Raw genomic sequence first — 20,542 nt, 5'->3', positions numbered from 1 at the left:
CCCCCCAGCTCAGTAACCAGTTCCAGTAGCCAGCTCAGTAACCAGGTGACCGGTCCCCCACCCGGTCCCCTTCCCCAGCGATCACCGCTCCCGCGATCACCGCTCCCGCGTTCACCGCTCCTGCGTCAGGATGCCCGACTCGCCGATCAGGTAGCCGAGCTGGGCCCGGCTCTCGCTCCCCAGCGTCGCCGCGAGCTTCGCGATGTGCAGCCGTACCGTGCGGATGTTCACGCCCAGGCGCTCCGCGATCACCGCGTCCGTGTGCCCCTCCACGAGCAGGCCGGCGATGGTCCGCTGCCGACTGGGCACGCCGCCCGACGAGGTGACGGTCTGCGGCGCGTTCGGGTACAGGGGGGTCGCGAGCCGCCAGAGCCGCTCGAACGTCGTGCCGAGGTACGTGATGAGTGCCGGATGGCGGATCTCCAGAGCCACCGTGCGGTCGGGGTTGGCGGGGATGAAGGCCACGGTGCGGTCCAGCAGGATGAGGCGCTCGGTCACCTCGTCGAGTGTGCGGACCTCGACATCGCCTTCCAGGCGTTCGAAATGCGCCGCCACGGCGGGATCGTGGCGCGCCGTGTGCTGGTAGAGCGTACGCATCCGGCCACCGCGCCCGAGCAGCTCCTGCTCCCGCGTGAGCACGCCGTCGAGCACGTCCGGGGAGCGGAAACCGCCCGGCTGGACCGTGAGCAGTTCGTGCGAGGAGGCGTCGGTCGCCCGCGCGATCGCCTCGTTGATCCGGGTGAGGCTCAGCAGGACGGTGATCATGGGGCTCTCGGGGACCGACGCGCGCTGTGCTTCCAGGGCGATGAGTGGCTGGAAGGCGTCCGCCAGCTTCACCTCGCGTTCGCGCTGGTGGGCGATCTCCGCCTCGATGCCGCGCAGCAGGCCCGGAAGCGCGACGGAGGGCGAGACGGGTCTGAACCACTGCGCGTTCGCCCGGTCGGGGCGCACGAGCCGGAATTCGAGCAGGCAGGGCACGCGCTCGGCCTGTTCCTTGGAGATGCGTCCCTCGCGCAGGGCGAGGGCGTAGAGCGTCGAGCCGTCCGGGCACAGTTCCTCGGGGCCGTGGCCGTGGCCATGGCTGTGCCCGTGCCCGTGGCCGGGATCCCGGCCGTGAGGCTCTCTCACGAGTCCTGCTCCAGCATCCCGGACTGCGCGATGAGATAGCCGAGCTGAGCCCTGCTGCCGCTGCCGAGCGCCGCCGCGATCTTCGCGATGTGGGCCCGGCAGGTGCGTACGTTCATCCCCAGACGGCGCGCTATCGCCTCGTCCACGTGGCCCTCGACGAGCAGCTTGGCGATCGAGCGCTGCACGCCGGTGATCCCTTCGAGGGTGGCCTCGTACTGGATCTCCTCCTCCAGCGGGGTGCCTTGGCGCCACAGATGCTCGAAGACGTTGATCAGGTACTGGACCAGGCCGGGGTGGCGCAGCTCCAGGGCCATGCTGTTGCCGGCCTGCGCGGGAATGAACGCCACGTCGTGATCGACGATGATGAGCCTTTCGACGAGCTCCTCCAAGGTCCGGATCTCGACCCTGGCCCCTGCCATCTTGTCCATGTACGCGAACGTGTTCTGGCTGTACCGGACGGTGTGCTGGTAGAGGGTACGCATGGAGATGCCGCGCTCTATCAGCGGCTTGCTGCGCTCCAGCGCTTCGCTGAGAAGGTGCTCCGAACGCCCGCCACCGGGCTGCACCGTGAGGACTTCGCGCCGGCTCTCGGCGATCCCCTTGTCGAGCGCCGCGTTGATGCGGCTCACTCCTTCGAGGACGGTGATCGCGTGAGTGATGGGCGGCATCTGGGCACTGATGCTCATGAACGGCTGAAACGCCGCCGTGAGTTCGGTCGACAGCGAGCGCTTCTCCTGGATCTCCCGCTCGATCGGCTGCAGCCGCTCGGAGAGCACCACCGAGGGGGGAACCGGCCGTAGCCAGTTCGCGTCGTCGGGATCCGGATGCAGGAGCGCGAATTCCAGCAGGCAGGGTGCGGCGTCGGCGTCGCTCCGAGCGACGCGGCCCGCGCCGAGCGCGCTGGCGTAAAGACGTTCCCCTTCGGCGCACAACTCAGTGACTGGGTGAGGATGTGTCGGTTTTGTGTGCTTCATGGGTAAATCTCCACCCCCCAGGGTCCTGAACGTGCAGGAACATGATGCATCGCTTCTGTGGTTTCCATGTGCCTGAATGAGTCATCGTCTTGTGGTGCGGGGGAGAAGAAGCCATCAGGTAAGGACGAAGCCGACATGAGTAAGAGAATGCTTCGCTCAGTGCTTGGCGCGGCGGTCGTCGCTGTTGCGCTCGGCACTGCGAGCACCGTCAGCACTGCCAGCACTGCTGCTGTGCCCGGGGACGTCGCCTGGGGCTCTGCTCAGTTCGGGACCCACAGTCAGGCGACGGTCAACGGTGACGTGGCCTGGGGCCTCGTCGCAGACCCGGCGGCGGACGTGACCAAATGATCACCCCGCCCGACGACAGATCCCTCCGCCGCGAGATGGCGATCGCGTACCGCTCCGGCTGGCACACGATCGACCTCGTGACGGCGATCCCGAACCCGGGTGACTCGCTCATGGTCACCCTGTTCGGGGAGCCGATCATCGTGGTGCGGGACGACGACGACGATCTCCGGGCCTACCGGTGTCTGCGTCGTCCGCGCGGCGCCCCACAGCCGGTGCGGACGGTCGTCCGGTACGGAATGATCTTCGTCAACCTCGATCAGCGCGATCACGAGCTGGTCGGGGACGCGGGGTCCGAGACCCCGCACACCAGCACTACCTCTGCCACCCCCCGCAGTGCCTGACGCGATTCCCCCGTCGCAGTAGATCGCGCAGGTGCTTCCCCCCGCAGCGGCGTCACCGTGGACCTGAACACGGTGGCGCCGCTGCAGTTTTGTGTACGGGGCCGTGTACGGGCGCCGTAACGGGCTACTCGTGACCCGGGCTGCTCGTAACGGGCTACTCGCCGAAGACCGCGTTGCCCGTGCCCCGGTCCACCGCGATCTCGATGACCACCCGCGTCGGGTTGGGGCGCGGCGGGTGGTTGTACCGCTCGGCGTAGCGGCGTTCGGCGTCCGCGACCGAGGCCGGGTCCGTGCGGACGGTCGCCGCGCCCTCCAGCGTGGCCCAGCGCCGGCCGTCGACCTGGCAGACCGCGACGCGCGCCCGAGCCGAGAGGGGTGCCGACAGGATGTGCGCGACCTTCCAGCTGCCCTTGTCCGTGATGACCCGCGCCACCCGCTCCTCGGCGTCGTACGTCACGCCCACCGGGACGACGTGCGGCGTGCCGTCCGCGCGCAGGGTCGTCAGCGTGCAGAGGTGCCTCTCCCGCCAGAAGTCGAGGAAGGCGGGGTCGGGTGCGTCCAGGTCGATCTGCTTGGCCATGGTCCGGAATCTATCCTCCCCGGCGGACGCACGACTTGAGCGGAATAGACTCAACTTTGTGTACGCTGAATAGGTCAGAGTTGCCCGTGACGTGGAGGAGAAGGAGAACAGTTACGTGGACGCCGAGCTGACGAACCGGAGCCGCGACGCGATCAACGCGGCCACGAGCCGGGCCGTGTCCGGGGGGCACCCGGATCTGACCCCGGCGCATCTGCTGCTGGCCCTGCTCGAAGGGCAGGACAACGAGAACATCACCGACCTTCTGGCCGCTGTCGACGCCGATCAGGCGCAGGTGCGGGCGGGCGCCGAGCGCGTCGTCGGCTCGCTGCCGAGCGTCACCGGGTCCACGGTCGCGCCGCCGCAGCCCAACCGCGACCTGCTCGCCGTCGTCGCCGACGCCGCGGAGCGGGCCAAGGAGCTGGGCGACGAGTTCCTCTCCACCGAGCACCTGCTCGTCGGCATCGCCGCGAAGGGCGGCGCCGCGGGCGAGGTACTGGCGGAGAATGGGGCCAGTGCGAAGAAGCTGGCCGAGGCATTCACGAAGAGCAGGGGAGGGCGCCGGGTGACCACACCCGACCCCGAGGGCTCGTACAAGGCCCTGGAGAAGTTCGGTACCGATTTCACCGCCGCCGCGCGCGAGGGACGGCTCGACCCCGTCATCGGGCGCGACCAGGAGATCCGCCGCGTCGTGCAGGTGCTGTCACGGCGCACGAAGAACAACCCCGTGCTCATCGGTGAGCCCGGCGTCGGCAAGACCGCCGTCGTCGAGGGGCTCGCCCAGCGCATCGTCAAGGGCGACGTGCCCGAGTCGCTCAAGGACAAGCGGCTCGTCTCGCTCGACCTCGGTGCCATGGTGGCGGGCGCGAAGTACCGCGGTGAGTTCGAGGAGCGCCTGAAGACCGTCCTCTCCGAGATCAAGGAGAGCGACGGGCAGATCATCACGTTCATCGACGAACTGCACACCGTCGTCGGCGCGGGCGCGGGCGGCGACTCCGCCATGGACGCGGGCAACATGCTGAAGCCCATGCTGGCCCGCGGTGAGCTGCGCATGGTCGGCGCCACGACCCTCGACGAGTACCGCGAGCGCATCGAGAAGGACCCGGCCCTGGAGCGCCGCTTCCAGCAGGTCCTGGTCGCCGAGCCGAGCGTCGAGGACTCCATCGCGATCCTGCGCGGCCTCAAGGGGCGCTACGAGGCGCACCACAAGGTGCAGATCGCCGACAGCGCGCTCGTCGCCGCGGCCACCCTCTCCGACCGCTACATCACCTCCCGCTTCCTCCCGGACAAGGCCATCGACCTCGTCGACGAGTCCGCGTCCAGGCTCCGTATGGAGATCGACTCCTCTCCGGTCGAGATCGACGAGCTCCAGCGCGCCGTCGACCGGCTGAAGATGGAGGAGCTGGCCATCGGCAAGGAGACCGACCCGGCCAGCAGGCAGCGCCTGGAGAAGCTGCGGCGCGACCTCGCCGACAAGGAGGAGGAGCTGCGCGGCCTCACCGCCCGCTGGGAGAAGGAGAAGCAGTCCCTCAACCGCGTCGGTGAGCTGAAGGAGAAGCTCGACGAGCTGCGCGGCCAGGCCGAGCGGGCCCAGCGCGACGGCGACTTCGACACGGCGAGCAAGCTTCTGTACGGCGAGATCCCGTCCCTGGAACGCGACCTGGAGGCCGCCTCCGAGGCGGAGGAAGAGGTCGCCAAGGACACGATGGTCAAGGAGGAGGTCGGCCCGGACGACATCGCGGACGTGGTCGCCTCCTGGACGGGCATCCCGGCAGGCCGCCTCCTGGAGGGCGAGACCCAGAAGCTGCTCCGCATGGAGGAGGAGCTGGGCAAGCGCCTCATCGGCCAGACCGAAGCGGTGCAGGCCGTGTCGGACGCCGTCCGCCGCACCCGGGCCGGAATCGCCGACCCGGACCGCCCGACCGGCTCGTTCCTCTTCCTCGGCCCGACCGGTGTCGGCAAGACCGAGCTGGCGAAGGCCCTCGCCGACTTCCTCTTCGACGACGAGCGGGCCATGATCCGCATCGACATGAGCGAGTACGGCGAGAAGCACAGCGTCGCCCGTCTCGTCGGCGCGCCCCCCGGCTACGTCGGCTACGAGGAGGGCGGCCAGCTCACGGAGGCGGTACGCCGGCGCCCGTACTCGGTGGTCCTCCTCGACGAGGTCGAGAAGGCGCACCCCGAGGTCTTCGACATCCTGCTCCAGGTGCTCGACGACGGCCGCCTCACCGACGGCCAGGGCCGAACGGTCGACTTCCGCAACACGATCCTGGTCCTGACGTCGAACCTGGGCAGCCAGTACCTGGTGGACCCGCTGACGTCGGCCGAGGAGAAGCAGCAGCAGGTCCTGGAGGTGGTCCGGTCCTCCTTCAAGCCGGAGTTCCTCAACCGTCTGGACGACCTGGTCGTCTTCTCCGCCCTCGACAAGGACGAACTGCGCCGCATCGCGCGCCTGCAACTCGACCGCCTGGCCAAGCGCCTCGCCGACCGCCGCCTCACCCTCGACGTCAGCGACGCCGCCCTCACCTGGCTCGCCGACGAGGGCAACGACCCGGCCTACGGCGCGCGTCCGCTCCGCCGCCTGGTCCAGTCCGCGATCGGCGACCGCCTGGCGAAGGAGATCCTCTCGGGCGAGGTCAAGGACGGCGACACGATCCGGGTGGACACGTTCGGCGAGGGCCTGATCGTCGGCCCGGCGACACCGGAGAAGTCGCTGTAGGTCTCAGACGCCCCTGGGGCTGCGGCGAAGCCGCATGCCTCAGGGGCGCGGGGGAACGGCGCGGGCGACCGCGACGCGTCCGCACTCGGCGAACAACAGAAACCCGGCAGACGCCCATCCGGGCTTGCCCCCCAGGGGCCCCGATGGGAGAGGATGGGCCTCAGCCATACGAAGGGACCAAGCGCGTGAGCATCGACCCGTCCTCGATTCCCAATTTCGGGGGACAGCCCGAACCGCAGCAGGGAGCGGGACCGGCAGGCCCCGTCATCCCCGACCAGGATCTGGTGAAGCAGCTCCTGGAGCAGATGGAGCTCAAGTACGTCCTGGACGACGAGGGTGACCTCGCCGCGCCGTGGGAGGAGTTCCGTACGTACTTCATGTTCCGCGGCGAGGGCGACCAGCAGGTCTTCTCGGTGCGGACGTTCTACGACCGCCCGCACGGCATCGAGGTGAAGCCGCAGCTCCTGGAGTCCATCGACGACTGGAACCGCCGCACCCTGTGGCCCAAGGTCTACAGCCACACCCACGACGACGGCACGGTCCGCCTCATCGGCGAGGCCCAGATGCTGATCGGTACCGGTGTCTCCCTGGAGCACTTCGTGTCGTCGACCGTCAGCTGGGTGCGCGCCGCGATCGAGTTCGACCGCTGGCTCGTGGAGCAGCTCGGCCTCGAGGCCGAGGTCGACTCGGCGGAGAAGCCGGAGAAGCCCGAGGACGACGGGGAGTAATCCCGCCCCTCACAGCGGTTTGTGGACGTAGACCAGCAGGTACGTCCCGTACGCCATCGAGAGCCCGGCCAGCCACCCCACCGTCAGGAGGGCGTGCGCGGGCCGGGCTCTCGCCGTGCGGGCCAGCGCGCACGCGAGCGGCAGCAGCAGCGGGAACGCGGGCAGCAGGAAGCGCGGCTTGGAGGCGAAGAAGCCGGAGCCGCCGAGGGTGACGAGGAGCAGGACGCCGCTGTACACGGCGAGCGGCAGCGGCGGCCGGTCCAGGAGCAGCAGCCCGTACAGGAGCAGCGCCACCACGACGATCACCAGCGACATGCCGAAGACGAAGCGGTGCCCGTGCTGGAGCACCCGCCAGGCCATCTGCACCGATCCGGCCCCGAAGTCGAACGTGGAGCCCCAGCCGCGTTGCACCGCGAAGTACCCGCCGAGCGGATCGCCTTTCCTGAGCCCGACCCACAGCACGTACGAGAGCCAGCCGGCCGGCGCGAGCAGCGCGCCCGTCCACAGCCTGTGGGGAACGCGGCCGCGCCGCCGGACCAGCTCGCAGGCGGCGGTGGACAGGACGGCGGCGGCGACCGCGGCCCCGTTCGGGCGGGCGAGTCCGGCGAGCGCGGCCAACGACCCCGCCCACAGCCAGCGGCCCGTCAGGACCGCGTAGAGCGACCAGGCGCCCAGCGCCGTGAGCACCGGCTCCGTGTACGCCAGGGACAGCACCACCGAGTGCGGCAGCAGGCCCCAGACCACGACGAGGAGCGTCGCCACCAGGCGGCCGTGGAGCAGTTCGCCGACCCGGTAGACGCCGAGGGCGGCGGCGAGCGCCGCGCTCCACGCGATCAGCAGCGCGCAGAGCGGGGCGCCGACGACGGGCAGGACCATGTGCAGGGCCCTGACCAGCGCCGGGTAGAGGGGGAAGAAGGCCAGGTCGCTGTAGACCTGGCCGGTCCCGAACGGCACGGTGCGGCCGTAGCCGTGCTCGGCGATGTGCAGGTACCAGAACGAGTCCCAGGACCGCCCGAGGAGCGTGAGCGGCTGCTTGCCGGTCGCCCACCCGGCACCGGCCGCAACGAGGGCCCCGGTGAGCCGGGCGGCGGCGAAGAGCCCGAGGGCGCGGGCGGCCCCGGCCGCGAGCGGACGCGGCAGCGCCCGGGGTCCGGGGGCGGGGGTGGTGGTGGCTGAGGGGCCGTCCAGGACGGCGGCGGAAGGCTCGGTCACAACCGAACTTTGCGACGCACCTGTCGGGCCCGCGAGCGGGGAGCCGCCAGACGGGCGGCCCCCATCGGGCCGGACGGGTCAGAGCTGCTTGAGACGCGCCACCGCGTCCGTGAGCACCTCGTCCCGCTTGCAGAACGCGAACCGTACGAACGGGGCGCCGGCCGCGCGGTCGTCGTAGAACACGGCGTTCGGGACGGCGACGACGCCGCAGCGCTCGGGCAGCGCCCGGCAGAACGCGAAGCCGTCGTCGAAGCCGAGCGGGCGGATGTCGGTGGTCACGAAGTACGTGCCCTGCGGGCGGAAGACCGCGAACCCGGCGTCCGCGAGCCCGGCGGCGAGCAGGTCGCGCTTGGCCGTCATGGCGGCCCGGTAGTCGCTGAAGTAGGAGCCGGGGAGTGCGAGGGCCTCGGCGACCGCGTACTGGAAGGGCCCGGCGGAGACATAGGTCAGGAACTGCTTCGCCGAGCGGACCGCCGTGGTCAGCTCGGGCGCCGCCGTCACCCAGCCGACCTTCCAGCCGGTGAAGGAGAACGTCTTGCCCGCCGAGCCGATCGTCACCGTCCGCTCGCGCATCCCGGGCAGGGTCGCGAGCGGCACGTGCTCGGCGTCGTCGAAGGTCAGGTGTTCGTAGACCTCGTCGGTGACGACGAGGAGGTCGCGCTCGACGGCCAGCTCGGCGATCGCCGTCAGCTCGGCGCGGGTGAGCACGGTGCCGGTCGGGTTGTGCGGGGTGTTGATGAGCAGGAGGCGGGTGCGCGGGGTGATCGCGGCGCGCAGCTCGTCGAGGTCGAGGCGGAAGCTGCCCTCGTGCGGGCGCAGCGTCACCGGGACGCGCGTGCCGCCCGCCATGGCGATGCAGGCCGCGTACGAGTCGTAGTACGGCTCGAGCGCGACGACCTCGTCCCCGGGCTCGACCAGCGCGAGCAGCGAGGCGGCGATGGCCTCGGTCGCGCCCGCCGTGACCAGGATCTCGCGGTCGGGGTCGAGCGCGATGCCGTACCGGCGCTCCTGGTGCGCGGCGATCGCGGTCCGCAGCTCGGGGACGCCGGGGCCCGGCGGGTACTGGTTGCCGCGCCCGTCGCGCAGCGCCCGGACCGCCGCCTCGCGGACCTGCTCGGGGCCGTCGGTGTCGGGGAAGCCCTGGCCGAGATTGATGGCGCCGGTCCGCACCGCGAGCGCGGACATCTCGGCGAAGATGGTGGTGCCGAACTCGGCGAGCCGGCGATTGAGCAGGGGGCGCGCGCTGGAGGTCATGGCGGCCATCCTGCGCCGAACCTCTGGAGTTCCTCAACTCTGCTTTGGCCCGCGGCGCGTTCGGGCATCCCCCTGTCACGCCCGCTCGGGGCGCCCCTCGGGGCCTCGGAACGCACGGGGTACAGGGGGGACGGGGGACGAGAGAGGAGGGCCGGTGATGGAAGCAGTCGTCATCGTGGTCTTCATGGCCCTGGTCGTGGCCATCATCGTGGGAACGGCCAAAGCGGGCGGGCGTGGTGGCCCGCTCACGTCTCTTCAGAAGGGTTCGCGTCGTTCTTCACGGCGGCGCGGCAACCGCGGCAGCTGGTGGGCCGGCGGGGGTGGCGGCGGTGTCGTCGGCGGTGGCGGCGCGTCGTGTTCCTCCGGTTCGTCCGGTCACCACTCGTCGTGCGGTGGCGGTGACAGCTCCTCGTGCGGCGGGGGCAGCTCCTGCGGGGGCGGTTCGTCGTGCGGTGGCGGGGGCGGGTGCGGCGGCGGCAGCTGACGCCGGGCCCGGGGCTGCGGCCCGCGCGGAGGCGACTGACACGGGGCAGTCGGTCCGCGCGGGCCGCAGGCACGTGTGTTCCCCTTGACACCCGGCAGAGGGGTGTGGGGCGGGGAAGTCCGCTAGGGCAGTTGAACAGTTGAACTGGGGAGCCCTCGGGGGGATGGAAACCCTCCGAAGTTGGGTAAAAACGCGGTGAGGGCGACGACGCCCATGATTCCCTTTAACCGTCAACTCAACGCCCTCGCAGCACGTCTCAACGCGTTCGCGTGGGCACGAGCCGGTCCCATCGACACAGCCGGCCCCACCTCCTTTGCGCGCTAGCGGAGCCGACCCATGCTCACGACCCTGAACACCGCGTACACCGACACGAATGCGGCCGATCTGGCCTGGGCCCTGGGCCGGGAGCCGCTCCCCGCGCTCGCCACCCTCGACCTCGAACTCAGCGGCGCCAGACTGGAGTTGCGGCTCCTCGGCGCCTCCCACCAAGTCCTGCTCGACGAGGAGCACGGCAGCTGCTCGGAGACCGTCGCCTGCATCCCCGGCAGCAGCACCCCGCTCCCGCTCGGCGTCGCCAAGCGCGTCGGCGACTGGGAGTACGAGTTCGCCGCGCACGTCGAGCACCTCACCGAGGGGCAGTTCGCGGGGCGCGCACAGGAGCTGCTCGCTCTCGTCGCCGACCATCCGAACGGGCTCGCGGGCGTCTTCCCCGGCTCCCCGCACGCCTTCACGGCGATGCTCGCCCAGTACCACGAGGGCCAGGTGCAATGGCGCACCTGGCACGCCTATCCGCAGGACGGCCAACTCGTCGCCACCCGCAGCCGGGTGGGCGTACGGATGCCGGTCGCCGCGCTGTAGAGCGCCATGCCGAAGTTGGCGGGAGTATGCGTGTGCTGCGCCTGTTCCACACGTGTGGGTGACGAGGAGCGCTCGGACGGTGACGTAGCGTTCCAGTCGTGATCGAACCGCACGTGTCCGCGCCGCCCGCGAGGCGCGGAGTGACGACCCGGCCGGCGGGCGGGCGCGGCCGGGCCCCGCTCCCGGTGAAACCGGGCACCGGCCGGTTCCTCGTACTCGTCTGCGTCTTCGTCTGCGCGGCCTGCGGACTCGTCTACGAGCTCGAACTGGTGGCTCTGGCCTCTTACTTGATGGGTGACTCGGTCACCCAGGCCTCCGTCGTGCTGTCCTTCATGGTTTTCGCCATGGGGCTCGGCTCGCTCGCCGCCAAACGGCTGCGGCCGCGCGCCGCCGCCGGGTTCGGGCTCGTCGAGGCGGCGCTCGCGCTCGTCGGCGGGTTCAGCGCGATGGCGTTGTACGCGGTGTTCGCCTGGACGGACGGAGGGGCCGGAGCGTTCGGTGACAGTCCGCGGTGGCTGCTCGTGGGGTTCTCCCTCGCGATCGGCGTCCTCATCGGCGCCGAGGTGCCGCTGCTCATGGTCCTCATCCAGCGGATCCGGCGGCAGGACGCGGGCGGCGCGGTCGCCGACCTGTTCGCGGCGGACTACGTGGGCGCGCTCGTCGGCGGCCTCGCCTTCCCCTTCCTGCTCCTGCCGATGTTCGGGCAGCTCACCGGCGCGCTCCTGACCGGCGCGGTCAACGCGGTGGCCGGGGGCGCGCTCGTGCTCGGGCTGCTGCGGCGGGATCTCAGTGTGCGGGGGCGGCGGGTGCTGCTCGCGGTGAACCTGCTGGTCCTCGGCCTGCTCGCCGCCGCGTTCGTCCGCGTCGACGACTTCGAGCGGGCCGCGCGGCAGGCCATCTACGGGGCGGACGTCCGGGTCGCCGTACGGACCGCCGTGCAGGAGGTCGTCCTCACCGGGGGCGAGCGCGGCCGGCCCCTCGACCTCTACCTCGACGGGCAGTTGCGCGTCAGCGGGCGGGACGAGGCGCGCCGGCATGCCGCGCTGGTCGGGCCCGTGATGCGGGGTGGGGCGCATGCGCGGGTCCTCGTCCTCGGCGGGGGTGACGGGCTCGCCGTCCGCGAAGTGCTGCGCCGCCCCGGGGTGCGTCATGTCGACGTCCTCGACACCGATGCCGGGGTGGTCCGGCTCGCCCGTACGGATCCGGGGCTTCGGTCGCTCAATCGCGGGGCGCTGTCCGATCCCCGGGTGGAGGTGCGGACCGGGGACGTGTTCTCGCTGTTGCGGGGCGGGGGTGCGCGGGGCGGGCGGTACGACGTCGTGATCTGCGATCTGCCTGATCCGGGGCGCACCGACAGTACGAAGCTGTACTCGCAGGAGTTCTACGGGCTGGTGTCGCGTGTGCTGAGCGCTCCGCGGGGGCGGGTGGTGGTGGCCGGCGGGGCCGTTTCCGGGCGGTTCTGGACCGTTGTGTCGTCCGTTCGGGCGGCGGGTCTCCGGGTGGTGGCGTACCAGCACGGGCCCGGCCCCGCGGCCTTCGTAGCGGCCGGCCGCACCGCCCCCCGCCTCCCCTCCGTCCGGCCCCTCCAGGCCCCGGCCCACCCGCGTCCCCCGTCGACGTTGGTGCACCCGCGCTACAGCGACTGACGGCGCGCCTCCCGCCGTGGCCGCTCGCGCGGTTCCCCGCGCCCCTGGGACGCGCACTTCGTGCGGCAGCCGCCCGCACGTGGGGGACGGGGCTGCGGCGGAGCCGCATGCTCCAGGGGCGCGGGGAACCGCGCGAGCGACCACGACGAAGCCCGCGCGCGGAAGCCGTGCGAAGGGGGCACACGCCCGAAGGGCGCGCCCCGGCCGCCCGCAGGGAGCACGAATCCGCGATCGCCCCGCCGAACAAGACGCCCGCCACCGACGGAGTCGCTACGCTCGGGTGGCATGGAGCATGAGGTGTTCGTTCCGGTTCCCGCCGAGTCCCTTCGGGCGGTGCTCTGCGACCCGTCCCGCGTGGAGAGGGCCCTGCCGGGCTTCCAGCGCGACACGTCCGGCGAGGGGGGCCGCCTCAAGGTACGTATCGACGGGCACACCATCACGTACCGCGGAGCGGTCCGCGTCGTCGAGGCGCCCGACGGCTCGTACGCGGTGACCGGTGAGGGGGCGGAGGCGCGCGGCACGGGCCGTGTCGAGTTCGCGTTGACCGCTCGCGTCGTCGCCGCCGACGGCGGGTCTCTGCTCACGTTCGCCGGTACCGCGTCCGGCGACGGGCGGGTGGCCGAGTTCTCGGACGAGGCGGTCACCTCGGCGGCGCACCGGCTGCTGAACCGTTTCGCTGGGAACCTCGGGGCGGCAGGCCAGGAGCCAGGCTCGGACGACGAGGTGGACGACGAGACGGACGACGGCCCGGAAAGCGGCATGGCCGAGGACGAGGACGGGGGTGGCGGCGATGCGTCCGAGCGCCTCTCCCTCTACGGCACCGACGTCCCCCCGTCCAGCCTCGAACCCGCCCCGGACGAGGAGACCGGTGACCTCCCGGCGGAGCCGGCCGCCGCGCACGCCCGTCGCACGATGATCGGGCGCAGCGCCGAGGAGGTCGACCACGCGCCGCCGCGCGGCCGGTACGCGCCCGTGCCCGCGCCCGAGGGCGTCACGGCGAGCGCCACGCTGCGCTGGGCCGCGCCCGCCGCCGCGCTCGCGCTGGCGTCCGCGATCGTCGTCGGCCGGGCCCTGCGCAGGCGGCACTGGCCACCCGCCGCATAGGCTCGGTCGTCGTGACGACTCAGGAGACGACGCTGACCGCGGGCGACGCGGAAGTGACCGTGGCGCCGGGCAACGGCTGCCGCATCAGCAGCTTGAAGATCGCCGGTACCGAGCTGCTGCGCCAGGGCGAGCGCTACGGGTGCTTCCCGATGGTGCCCTGGTGCGGGCGGATCAGGGACGGGCGGTTCCGTGACGGCGGGCAGGTCCACCAGATGCCGCTGAACTCGCCGCCGCACGCCATCCACGGCTTCGGCCGCGACGCCGAATGGACGACCGCCCGGGTGACCGGCTCGGAGGCCGTGTTCACGTACGACCTCACCGACCCGTGGCCCTACCCGGGGCGCGTCACGCAGATCGTCGCGCTCACCGGGGACTCGCTGACGCTGACGCTCGGCATCGAGACGTACGGCGACTCGTTCCCGGCGCAGGCCGGCTGGCATCCGTGGTTCAACCGGACGCTCTCCGACGACGGCAACCACGTACGGATCGAGTTCGAGCCCGCCTGGCAGGAGGAGCGCGGCGACGACCACCTGCCCACCGGGCGCCGCGTGGACGTCAAGCCGGGCCCCTGGGACGACTGCTTCGGCATGCCCGACGGGGTCGATGTGACGCTGACCTGGCCGGGTGCGTTGGAGGTCGGCGTCAAGAGCCGGGAGCAGTGGGTCGTCGTCTACGACGAGCAGGACGCCGCCGTGTGCGTCGAACCGCAGACGGGGCCGCCCAACGGGCTCAACACCGAGCCGCGGCTCGTGACCCCCGTCGAGCCCCTGGAGGCCAGCACCACCTGGACCTGGCGGCGCCTTTAAGCTCGTAGCCATGACGACGAACGACGTGCGCGCGGCGCTGCTCCAGCAGATCAAGGACAAGGCCGTGGTGCACGGCAAGGTGACGCTCTCCTCCGGGCTCGAGGCCGACTACTACATCGACCTGCGCCGCGTCACCCTCGACGGCGAGGCCGCCCCGCTGGTCGGGCAGGTGCTGCTCGATCTGACCAAGGACCTGGAGTTCGACGCGGTGGGCGGGCTGACCATGGGGGCCGACCCCGTCGCCGGTGCCATGCTGCACGCCTCCGCCGCCCGCGGGCAGCGGCTCGACGCGTTCGTCGTCCGCAAGGCCGCCAAGGCGCACGGCATGCAGCGCCAGGTGGAGGGTCCGGACATCAAGGGCCGCCGCGTGCTCGTCGTCGAGGACACCTCCACCACCGGCGGCTCGCCGCTGACCGCCGTCGAGGCCGTCCGGGCGGCGGGCGCCGAGGTCGTCGCCGTCGCGACGATCGTGGACCGCGCGACCGGCGCCGCCGAGAAGATCACCGAGGGCGCCGGGGTCCCGTACCTGTACGCGTTCGGCAAGGACGAACTGGGCCTGGACTAGGCCCGCGGCCCGGCTCTCGCACAAGTCTGGAAGGATGGGGGCGACGATGATGTCACCCCATGGTGCTTGGTGAGGGTCGGACCACCGGTCGGGACACCTGAACTACCCAAACCCGCAATCGCGCGCTTCACGAGGAGTCGGCAGATGGCCATCGCAACCCCGGATCAGTACAACGAGATGCTCGACCGGGCCAAGGCGGGCAAGTTCGCCTACCCGGCCATCAACGTCTCGTCGACGCAGACCCTCAACGCGGCTCTCCAGGGCTTCGCCGAGGCCGAGAGCGACGGCATCATCCAGATCTCGACCGGTGGCGCCGAGTACCTCTCGGGCCAGGGCGTGAAGGACATGGTCGTCGGCGCCGAGGCGCTTGCGGAGTTCGCGCACGTCGCCGCCGCGCGCTACTCGAACAAGATCGCGCTGCACACCGACCACTGCCCCAAGGGCAAGCTGGACGGTTACGTGCGCCCGCTGCTCGACATCTCCGCCGAGCGCGTCAAGAACGGCGGCCTGCCGCTGTTCCAGTCGCACATGTGGGACGGCTCGGCCGAGACCCTCGCCGACAACCTCACCATCGCCGAGGAGCTGCTCGCCAAGGCCAAGGCCGCGAACATCATCCTCGAGATCGAGATCACCCCGACGGGTGGTGAGGAGGACGGCGTCTCGCACGAGATCAACGACAACCTCTACACCACGGTCGACGACGCGGTCCGCACCGTCGAGGCGCTCGGCCTGGGCGAGAAGGGCCGCTACCTGCTCGCCGCCTCGTTCGGCAACGTGCACGGCGTGTACAAGCCGGGCAACGTCGTGCTCCGCCCCGACCTGCTCGCCGAGCTGAACTCCGGCATCGCCGAGAAGTACGGCAAGCCGGCCGGCTCCAAGCCGTTCGACTTCGTCTTCCACGGCGGCTCGGGCTCCACCCTGGAGGAGATCCGCACCGCGCTCGAGAACGGCGTCGTGAAGATGAACCTCGACACCGACACCCAGTACGCCTTCACCCGGCCCATCGCCGGTCACATGTTCGAGAACTACGACGGCGTCCTGAAGGTCGACGGCGAGGTCGGCAACAAGAAGACGTACGACCCGCGCGTGTGGGGCAAGAAGGCCGAGGCGAGCATGACCGCCCGCATCGTCGAGGCCTGCGAGAGCCTGCGTTCGACGGGCACCCGCATCAAGTAACACCTGTTCCAGCCCGTGCACGGGCCCGGCGCTCCCGCTTCTCCCGGGGTGCCGGGCCCGTGCCATGCCCGGAGGTGCCTTTCAGTGACGTACGACTTCGACACACCCGTCGACCGGCACGGCACCTGGTGCGTGCAGTGGGACGGCATCACGGACCGCTTCCCGGTCCCCGACCTGCTGCCGTTCACCATCTCCGACATGGACTTCGCGTGCGCCCCCGAGGTGCTCGCCGCCCTGAACGCCCGCCTCGCGCACGGCGTCCTCGGCTACACCGACTGGCGGCACGAGGACTTCCGTGGGGCGATCCGCGACTGGTTCCGCACCCGGTACGCCACCGAGGTCGACACCGACCGGCTGGTGTACGGGCCGTCCGTCCTCAACCAGATATCGCAGCTGCTGAGGATGTGGACCGGGCCGGGGGACGGCGTCGTCCTGCACGGGCCGACCTACGACGGGTTCCGCAAGGCCATCACCGGGCTCGGCCGCGACATGCGCACCGTCGGCGTCGACGACTGGATCGGCCTCGAACGCGAACTGGCACGGCCCGACAGCCGTGTTCTCCTGCTCTGCTCGCCGCACAACCCGACCGGGCACGTGTGGACCGACGCCGAGCTGCGCAGCCTCGCCGACCTGGCGGGCACCCACGACGTCGCGGTGATCAGCGACGAGATCCACGCCGACCTCACCCACGACGGGTACACGCACCTGCCGTGGACCCGGTACGCCGACGGGCTGCGCTGGGCGCTCGTCACCTCGGCCACCAAGTCCTTCAACTTCCCCGCGCTGAGCGGCAGTTACGGGTTCATCGACGACCCGGACGACCATGCCGAGTTCGTGCGCCGTATGAACACCGGTGAGGGCCTCGCCTCCCCGGCCGTGCTCTCGCTCACCGCCCACATCGCCGCGTACCGCGAGGGCGGCGCGTGGCTGGACGCCCTGCGCGCGTACACGTACGGCAGTCTGCGGCTCCTGGAGGAGCGACTCGACGCCGCCTTCCCGCAGCTCAAGTGGCGTACTCCGCAAGCCGGTTACCTGGCGTGGATCGACCTGCGTCCGCTCGGCGTCACCGCCGACGACGAACTGCAGCGCGTCCTCGTCGAGCAGGAGAAGGTCGCCGTCATGCCGGGCGGGACGTACGGGGCGCCCGGCTTCGTCCGGCTCAACCTCGGCTGTCCGCGGAGCAAGGCGGAGGCCGGCATCGAAGCGCTCGTGCGGGCCCTGCGCACCGTCACGGGGCGTGACTGATCACCGGCGTGGAGGACAGCCGCCCGGATGGCGCAGACTGGAAACCATGAGCCTTCACGAGAACCTCCTCGGGGGACCGCCCCCGACCCACCTGCCCGACGACCCGGAGCCGCGCGAGCTGCTCGCCGGCGGCACTCCCCCGGCCGACGTCGCCGCGAAGTACCCGACCTCCTCGCTGGCCTGGGCGCAGCTCGCCGACGCCGCGTACGAGCGGGGCAGCGTCGTCGAGTCGTACGCGTACGCCCGTACCGGCTACCACCGCGGGCTCGACGCGCTGCGGCGCAGCGGCTGGAAGGGTCACGGGCCCGTGCCGTGGGAGCACGAGCCGAACCGCGGCTTCCTGCGCGCCCTGCACGCCCTGGCGCGGGCGGCCGGTTCCATCGGCGAGCAGGAGGAGTACGAGCGCTGCTCGACGTTCCTGAAGGACTCGTCCCCGGCGGCGGCGCAGACCCTCGGCTAGCCGTCACCGTAGGTGAGGCCCGCCTGTGGCCAGGCGGGCCTTGCCGTTCCGGGGGACGATTGTGAAGGATGCGAGGCGGGGACCGGGGCCCCGTGCCGGTAACGGCAGGGCGGACCGCTACCCGGAGTACACATCAGGAGACAGTGATGTCCCACGACGCGGATCACGGAGAGCACACCTCCACGGCGACGGGCACCTCCACAGCGGCGGACACCCCCGACGCACCGCATCTCGACTTCGCGGGCACCACGCCCTACGAGGACTACGTCCAGGCCGATGTCCTCACCCACCTGCAGCACCTGCGCTCGGACGACCCCGGCGAGATGGTGTTCCTCGTGACGACCCAGGTCATGGAGTTGTGGTTCACCGTCATCGTGCACGAGTGGGAGACCGCCGCCCGCGCGCTCACCCAGGACGACGTGCCGACCGCCGTCGCCGCGCTCAAGCGCTCGCGCCGCGAACTGGAGGCGCTGAACGCCTCGTGGCGGCCGCTCGCCGGGCTCACCCCGGCCCAGTTCAACTCCTACCGGTCCTCCCTCGGTGAGGGCTCCGGATTCCAGTCGGCGATGTACCGGCGCATGGAGTTCCTGCTCGGCGACAAGTCCGCGTCGATGCTGGTGCCGCACCGCGGCGCGCCCCGCGTCCACGACGAGCTGGAGAAGGCGCTGCACGAGCCCAGCCTCTACGACGAGGTGCTGCGCCTCCTCGACCGCCGCGGCCACCGCGTCCCGCGCTCCGTCCTCAACCGGGACGTGTCGCAGCGCTATGAGCCGTCGCCCGAGGTGGAGGCCGTCTGGACGGCGCTGTACGCGGGCGACGAGAGCTCCGAACTCGCGCGGCTCGGCGAGGCGTTGACCGACGTCGCCGAGCTGGTGTGGCGCTGGCGCAACGACCATCTGGTGGCCACGCGCCGCGCCATGGGCGCCAAGACCGGCACCGGCGGCTCCGCCGGAGTGGCGTGGCTGGAGAAGCGCGCGCAGAAGAACGTGTTCCCCGAGCTGTGGACGGCGAGGTCCCATGTCTGATCTGCGAGTGCCTGATCTGCGAGTGTCTGATCTGCGAGAGCGGGCGCGGGCGCTGGACGCGGCCGACCGACTGGCCGCTGTCCGCGACGGCTTCGTGCTCGACGACGTCGTCTACCTCGACGGGAACTCGCTCGGCGCGCTGCCCGTCAACGTCCCCGGCCGACTCGACGACGTCGTGCGCCGCGAGTGGGGTCAGCTGCGCATCCGGTCCTGGACCGAGTCCGGCTGGTGGACCGCGCCCGAACGGATCGGTGACCTGATCGCCCCGCTGGTGGGCGCCGCTCCCGGCCGGGTCGTGGTCGGCGACTCCACGAGCGTGAACGTGTTCAAGGCGCTGGTGGGCGCGGTGCGCCTCGCCGGTGAGGGGCGCGACGAGATACTCGTCGACGCCGCCACCTTCCCGACGGACGGCTACATCGCGGCGTCGGCGGCCCGGATGACCGGGTGCACGGTGCGGGCGGTGGCCGCCGGTGAGGTGCCGGACGCGCTCGGCGCCCGTACCGCCGCCGTGCTGCTGAACCATGTCGACTACCGCACGGGCCGCCTGCACGACCTGCCCGGCCTCACGGCGGCTGTCCGCGCCGCCGGGGCCGTCAGCGTCTGGGACCTGTGCCACAGCGCGGGCGCGCTGCCGGTCGGGCTCGACGAGCACGGGGTCGACCTGGCCGTCGGCTGCACGTACAAGTTCCTCAACGGCGGGCCGGGCGCGCCCGCGTACCTGTATGTGCGCGGCGAGCACCAGGCCGCCTTCGACTCGCCGCTGCCGGGCTGGAACTCGCACGCCGAGCCGTTCGGGATGCGGCCGGAGTACGAGGCCGCCGAGGGCGCGGTGCGCGGACGGGTCGGGACGCCGGACATCCTGTCCATGCTGGCTCTGGAGGCGGCTCTCGAGGTCTGGTCGCGGCCGGAGGTGTCCGTCGGCGCCGTGCGCGCCAAGTCACTCGCCCTGACGGATTTCTTCCTGGAGTGCGTCGAGGCGTACGTGCCCGCGGGGCGCGTGGAGCCGGTGACCCCGGCCGCGCACGCCGAGCGGGGCAGCCAGGTGGCGCTCAGGTGCGCGGACGCGGGCGCCGTCATGGAGAAGCTCATCGCGGCGGGTGTCGTCGGTGACTTCCGGGCGCCGGACGTGCTGCGGTTCGGGTTCACGCCGCTGTACCTGGGGTTCGCGGAGGTGGAGCGGGCGGCGAAGGTGCTGGCGGAGACGCTCGGCTAGACGGCGTACACGCCCGCCTCGGCCGCCGCCACCGCGGCGGCCACCGCACGGGCCGCGTCCGCCTCGGTGGGCGCGGTCCCGGTCGTGAGGAGGCGGTAGTAGAGCGGCGCGGACACGGCCCGGACGACCTCCGCCGCGTCCGTCCCGGCGGGCAGCTCACCGCGCTCCACCGCCTCTTCGACGGACGGCGCCCACTCGGCGACCCGGACCTCGTAGAACTGGCGCAGCGCGTCGGCGGTCCGCTCGTCGCAGGTGGCGGCGGCGATCACCGCGCGGAACAGTGGGCCCTGGCGCGGGTCGGCCAGGGTGCGCCGCACGAGTTTTGCGTTGGCGGTGAGGTCGCCGCGGAGGGTGCCGGTCGCCGTGCGGGGCAGCGACTCCTGCGCCATCTGCGCGAGCAGGTCGGCGACCAGGCCGGTGGGGGAGGACCAGCGCCGGTAGACCGTGGTCTTGCCGACGTCGGCGCGGCGCGCGATGTCGGCGAGGTCGAGCCGGTCGAAGCCCTCCTCGGCGAGGACGTCGCCGGCGGCGTCGAGCACCGCCGCGCGGACACGGGCGGTGCGGCCGCCGGGACGGAGCGTGCCGGGTTCGGGGTCGCTGCTCATGACAGGCAGGGTAACGGCACAGCAGGACCGTTTATTCGGTCACTGTACGTGTCGGCGCACGTCATCGGCCTGGT

The 20,542-nt window shown here is 71.7% G+C and carries 19 protein-coding genes; 13 read left to right on the top strand and 6 right to left on the bottom strand.

Translation table 11 applies throughout. The features are described from left to right. Positions 1 to 111: 111 nt before the first annotated feature. Positions 112 to 1,128, bottom strand: a complete 1,017-nt coding sequence (locus ACH4RC_RS17020; RefSeq protein WP_398201055.1) for a LuxR C-terminal-related transcriptional regulator — start codon at positions 1,126 to 1,128, stop codon at positions 112 to 114. Continuing rightward, the gene (locus ACH4RC_RS17015) at positions 1,125 to 2,102 is read right to left on the bottom strand and encodes a helix-turn-helix transcriptional regulator (RefSeq protein ID WP_398201053.1); all 978 of its coding nucleotides are present in this window, start codon (positions 2,100 to 2,102) and stop codon (positions 1,125 to 1,127) included. Before ACH4RC_RS17015 ends, ACH4RC_RS17020 begins: the two co-directional genes overlap by 4 nt. A gap of 344 nt (positions 2,103 to 2,446) precedes the next feature. Between ACH4RC_RS17015 and ACH4RC_RS17010 the strand changes: the two genes are divergently transcribed. Beyond that, the gene (locus ACH4RC_RS17010; RefSeq protein WP_398201050.1) at positions 2,447 to 2,791 is read left to right on the top strand and encodes a hypothetical protein; all 345 of its coding nucleotides are present in this window, start codon (positions 2,447 to 2,449) and stop codon (positions 2,789 to 2,791) included. 154 nt (positions 2,792 to 2,945) lie between these two features. On the opposite strand, the gene ACH4RC_RS17005 is transcribed toward ACH4RC_RS17010, so the two are convergent. Then, a complete protein-coding gene (locus ACH4RC_RS17005) occupies positions 2,946 to 3,371 on the bottom strand; it encodes a pyridoxamine 5'-phosphate oxidase family protein (protein WP_398201048.1) in 426 nt (141 codons plus the stop codon). 115 nt (positions 3,372 to 3,486) lie between these two features. On the opposite strand from ACH4RC_RS17005, the gene clpB reads away from it, so the two are divergent. After that, complete coding sequence (clpB, locus tag ACH4RC_RS17000) at positions 3,487 to 6,087, top strand: ATP-dependent chaperone ClpB (RefSeq protein WP_398201585.1); 2,601 nt, start codon at positions 3,487 to 3,489, stop codon at positions 6,085 to 6,087. Positions 6,088 to 6,272: 185 nt separating this feature from the next. Further along, on the top strand, positions 6,273 to 6,815 hold the full coding sequence (locus tag ACH4RC_RS16995; RefSeq protein WP_398201046.1) for a YbjN domain-containing protein: 543 nt from the start codon (positions 6,273 to 6,275) through the stop codon (positions 6,813 to 6,815). 9 nt (positions 6,816 to 6,824) lie between these two features. Here ACH4RC_RS16995 and ACH4RC_RS16990 read toward each other — a convergent pair whose 3' ends face one another. Both ACH4RC_RS16990 and ACH4RC_RS16985 read right to left on the bottom strand, forming a co-directional pair. Then, positions 6,825 to 8,027, bottom strand: coding sequence for a hypothetical protein (locus tag ACH4RC_RS16990; protein WP_398201044.1), 1,203 nt, complete (start codon positions 8,025 to 8,027; stop codon positions 6,825 to 6,827). 78 nt (positions 8,028 to 8,105) lie between these two features. Beyond that, positions 8,106 to 9,290 (bottom strand): pyridoxal phosphate-dependent aminotransferase, encoded by a 1,185-nt coding sequence (locus ACH4RC_RS16985; protein WP_398201041.1) that lies wholly within the window; start codon positions 9,288 to 9,290, stop codon positions 8,106 to 8,108. Between the two features lie 811 nt (positions 9,291 to 10,101). Here ACH4RC_RS16985 and ACH4RC_RS16980 point away from each other — a divergent pair. The 10 genes from ACH4RC_RS16980 (at position 10,102) to kynU (ending at position 19,863) form a co-directional block, all read left to right on the top strand. Then, on the top strand, positions 10,102 to 10,623 hold the full coding sequence (locus ACH4RC_RS16980) for a DUF2617 family protein (RefSeq protein WP_398201038.1): 522 nt from the start codon (positions 10,102 to 10,104) through the stop codon (positions 10,621 to 10,623). A 98-nt stretch (positions 10,624 to 10,721) separates the two neighbouring features. Then, entirely contained in the window at positions 10,722 to 12,269 is a 1,548-nt protein-coding gene (locus ACH4RC_RS16975; protein ID WP_398201037.1) for a polyamine aminopropyltransferase, read from the top strand. A gap of 285 nt (positions 12,270 to 12,554) precedes the next feature. Next, on the top strand, positions 12,555 to 13,373 hold the full coding sequence (locus tag ACH4RC_RS16970) for an SRPBCC family protein (RefSeq protein WP_398201034.1): 819 nt from the start codon (positions 12,555 to 12,557) through the stop codon (positions 13,371 to 13,373). An 11-nt stretch (positions 13,374 to 13,384) separates the two neighbouring features. Beyond that, a complete protein-coding gene (locus tag ACH4RC_RS16965) occupies positions 13,385 to 14,179 on the top strand; it encodes an aldose 1-epimerase (protein ID WP_398201031.1) in 795 nt (264 codons plus the stop codon). Positions 14,180 to 14,189: 10 nt separating this feature from the next. Beyond that, positions 14,190 to 14,744, top strand: a complete 555-nt coding sequence (gene pyrE / locus ACH4RC_RS16960) for an orotate phosphoribosyltransferase (RefSeq protein WP_398201029.1) — start codon at positions 14,190 to 14,192, stop codon at positions 14,742 to 14,744. 144 nt (positions 14,745 to 14,888) lie between these two features. After that, the gene (gene fbaA / locus ACH4RC_RS16955; RefSeq protein ID WP_398201026.1) at positions 14,889 to 15,920 is read left to right on the top strand and encodes a class II fructose-bisphosphate aldolase; all 1,032 of its coding nucleotides are present in this window, start codon (positions 14,889 to 14,891) and stop codon (positions 15,918 to 15,920) included. A gap of 84 nt (positions 15,921 to 16,004) precedes the next feature. Further along, the gene (locus ACH4RC_RS16950; RefSeq protein ID WP_398201023.1) at positions 16,005 to 17,165 is read left to right on the top strand and encodes a MalY/PatB family protein; all 1,161 of its coding nucleotides are present in this window, start codon (positions 16,005 to 16,007) and stop codon (positions 17,163 to 17,165) included. Between the two features lie 46 nt (positions 17,166 to 17,211). Then, positions 17,212 to 17,625 (top strand): DUF3151 domain-containing protein, encoded by a 414-nt coding sequence (locus ACH4RC_RS16945; RefSeq protein ID WP_398201021.1) that lies wholly within the window; start codon positions 17,212 to 17,214, stop codon positions 17,623 to 17,625. A 146-nt stretch (positions 17,626 to 17,771) separates the two neighbouring features. Next, positions 17,772 to 18,650 (top strand): tryptophan 2,3-dioxygenase family protein, encoded by an 879-nt coding sequence (locus tag ACH4RC_RS16940; protein WP_398201018.1) that lies wholly within the window; start codon positions 17,772 to 17,774, stop codon positions 18,648 to 18,650. A gap of 22 nt (positions 18,651 to 18,672) precedes the next feature. After that, a complete protein-coding gene (kynU, locus tag ACH4RC_RS16935; RefSeq protein WP_398201015.1) occupies positions 18,673 to 19,863 on the top strand; it encodes a kynureninase in 1,191 nt (396 codons plus the stop codon). Here the strand turns inward: kynU and ACH4RC_RS16930 are convergent. Further along, a complete protein-coding gene (locus ACH4RC_RS16930) occupies positions 19,860 to 20,468 on the bottom strand; it encodes a TetR/AcrR family transcriptional regulator (RefSeq protein WP_398201012.1) in 609 nt (202 codons plus the stop codon). The two genes, kynU and ACH4RC_RS16930, sit on opposite strands and share 4 nt — an antisense overlap. Positions 20,469 to 20,542 lie beyond the last annotated feature (74 nt).

The sequence above is a fragment of the Streptomyces sp. NPDC016845 genome (assembly GCF_044332585.1).
GTDB lineage: Bacteria > Actinomycetota > Actinomycetes > Streptomycetales > Streptomycetaceae > Streptomyces.
Note: the sequence above shows the minus strand (reverse complement) of the source record. Positions and strands in the feature narration are given on the sequence as shown.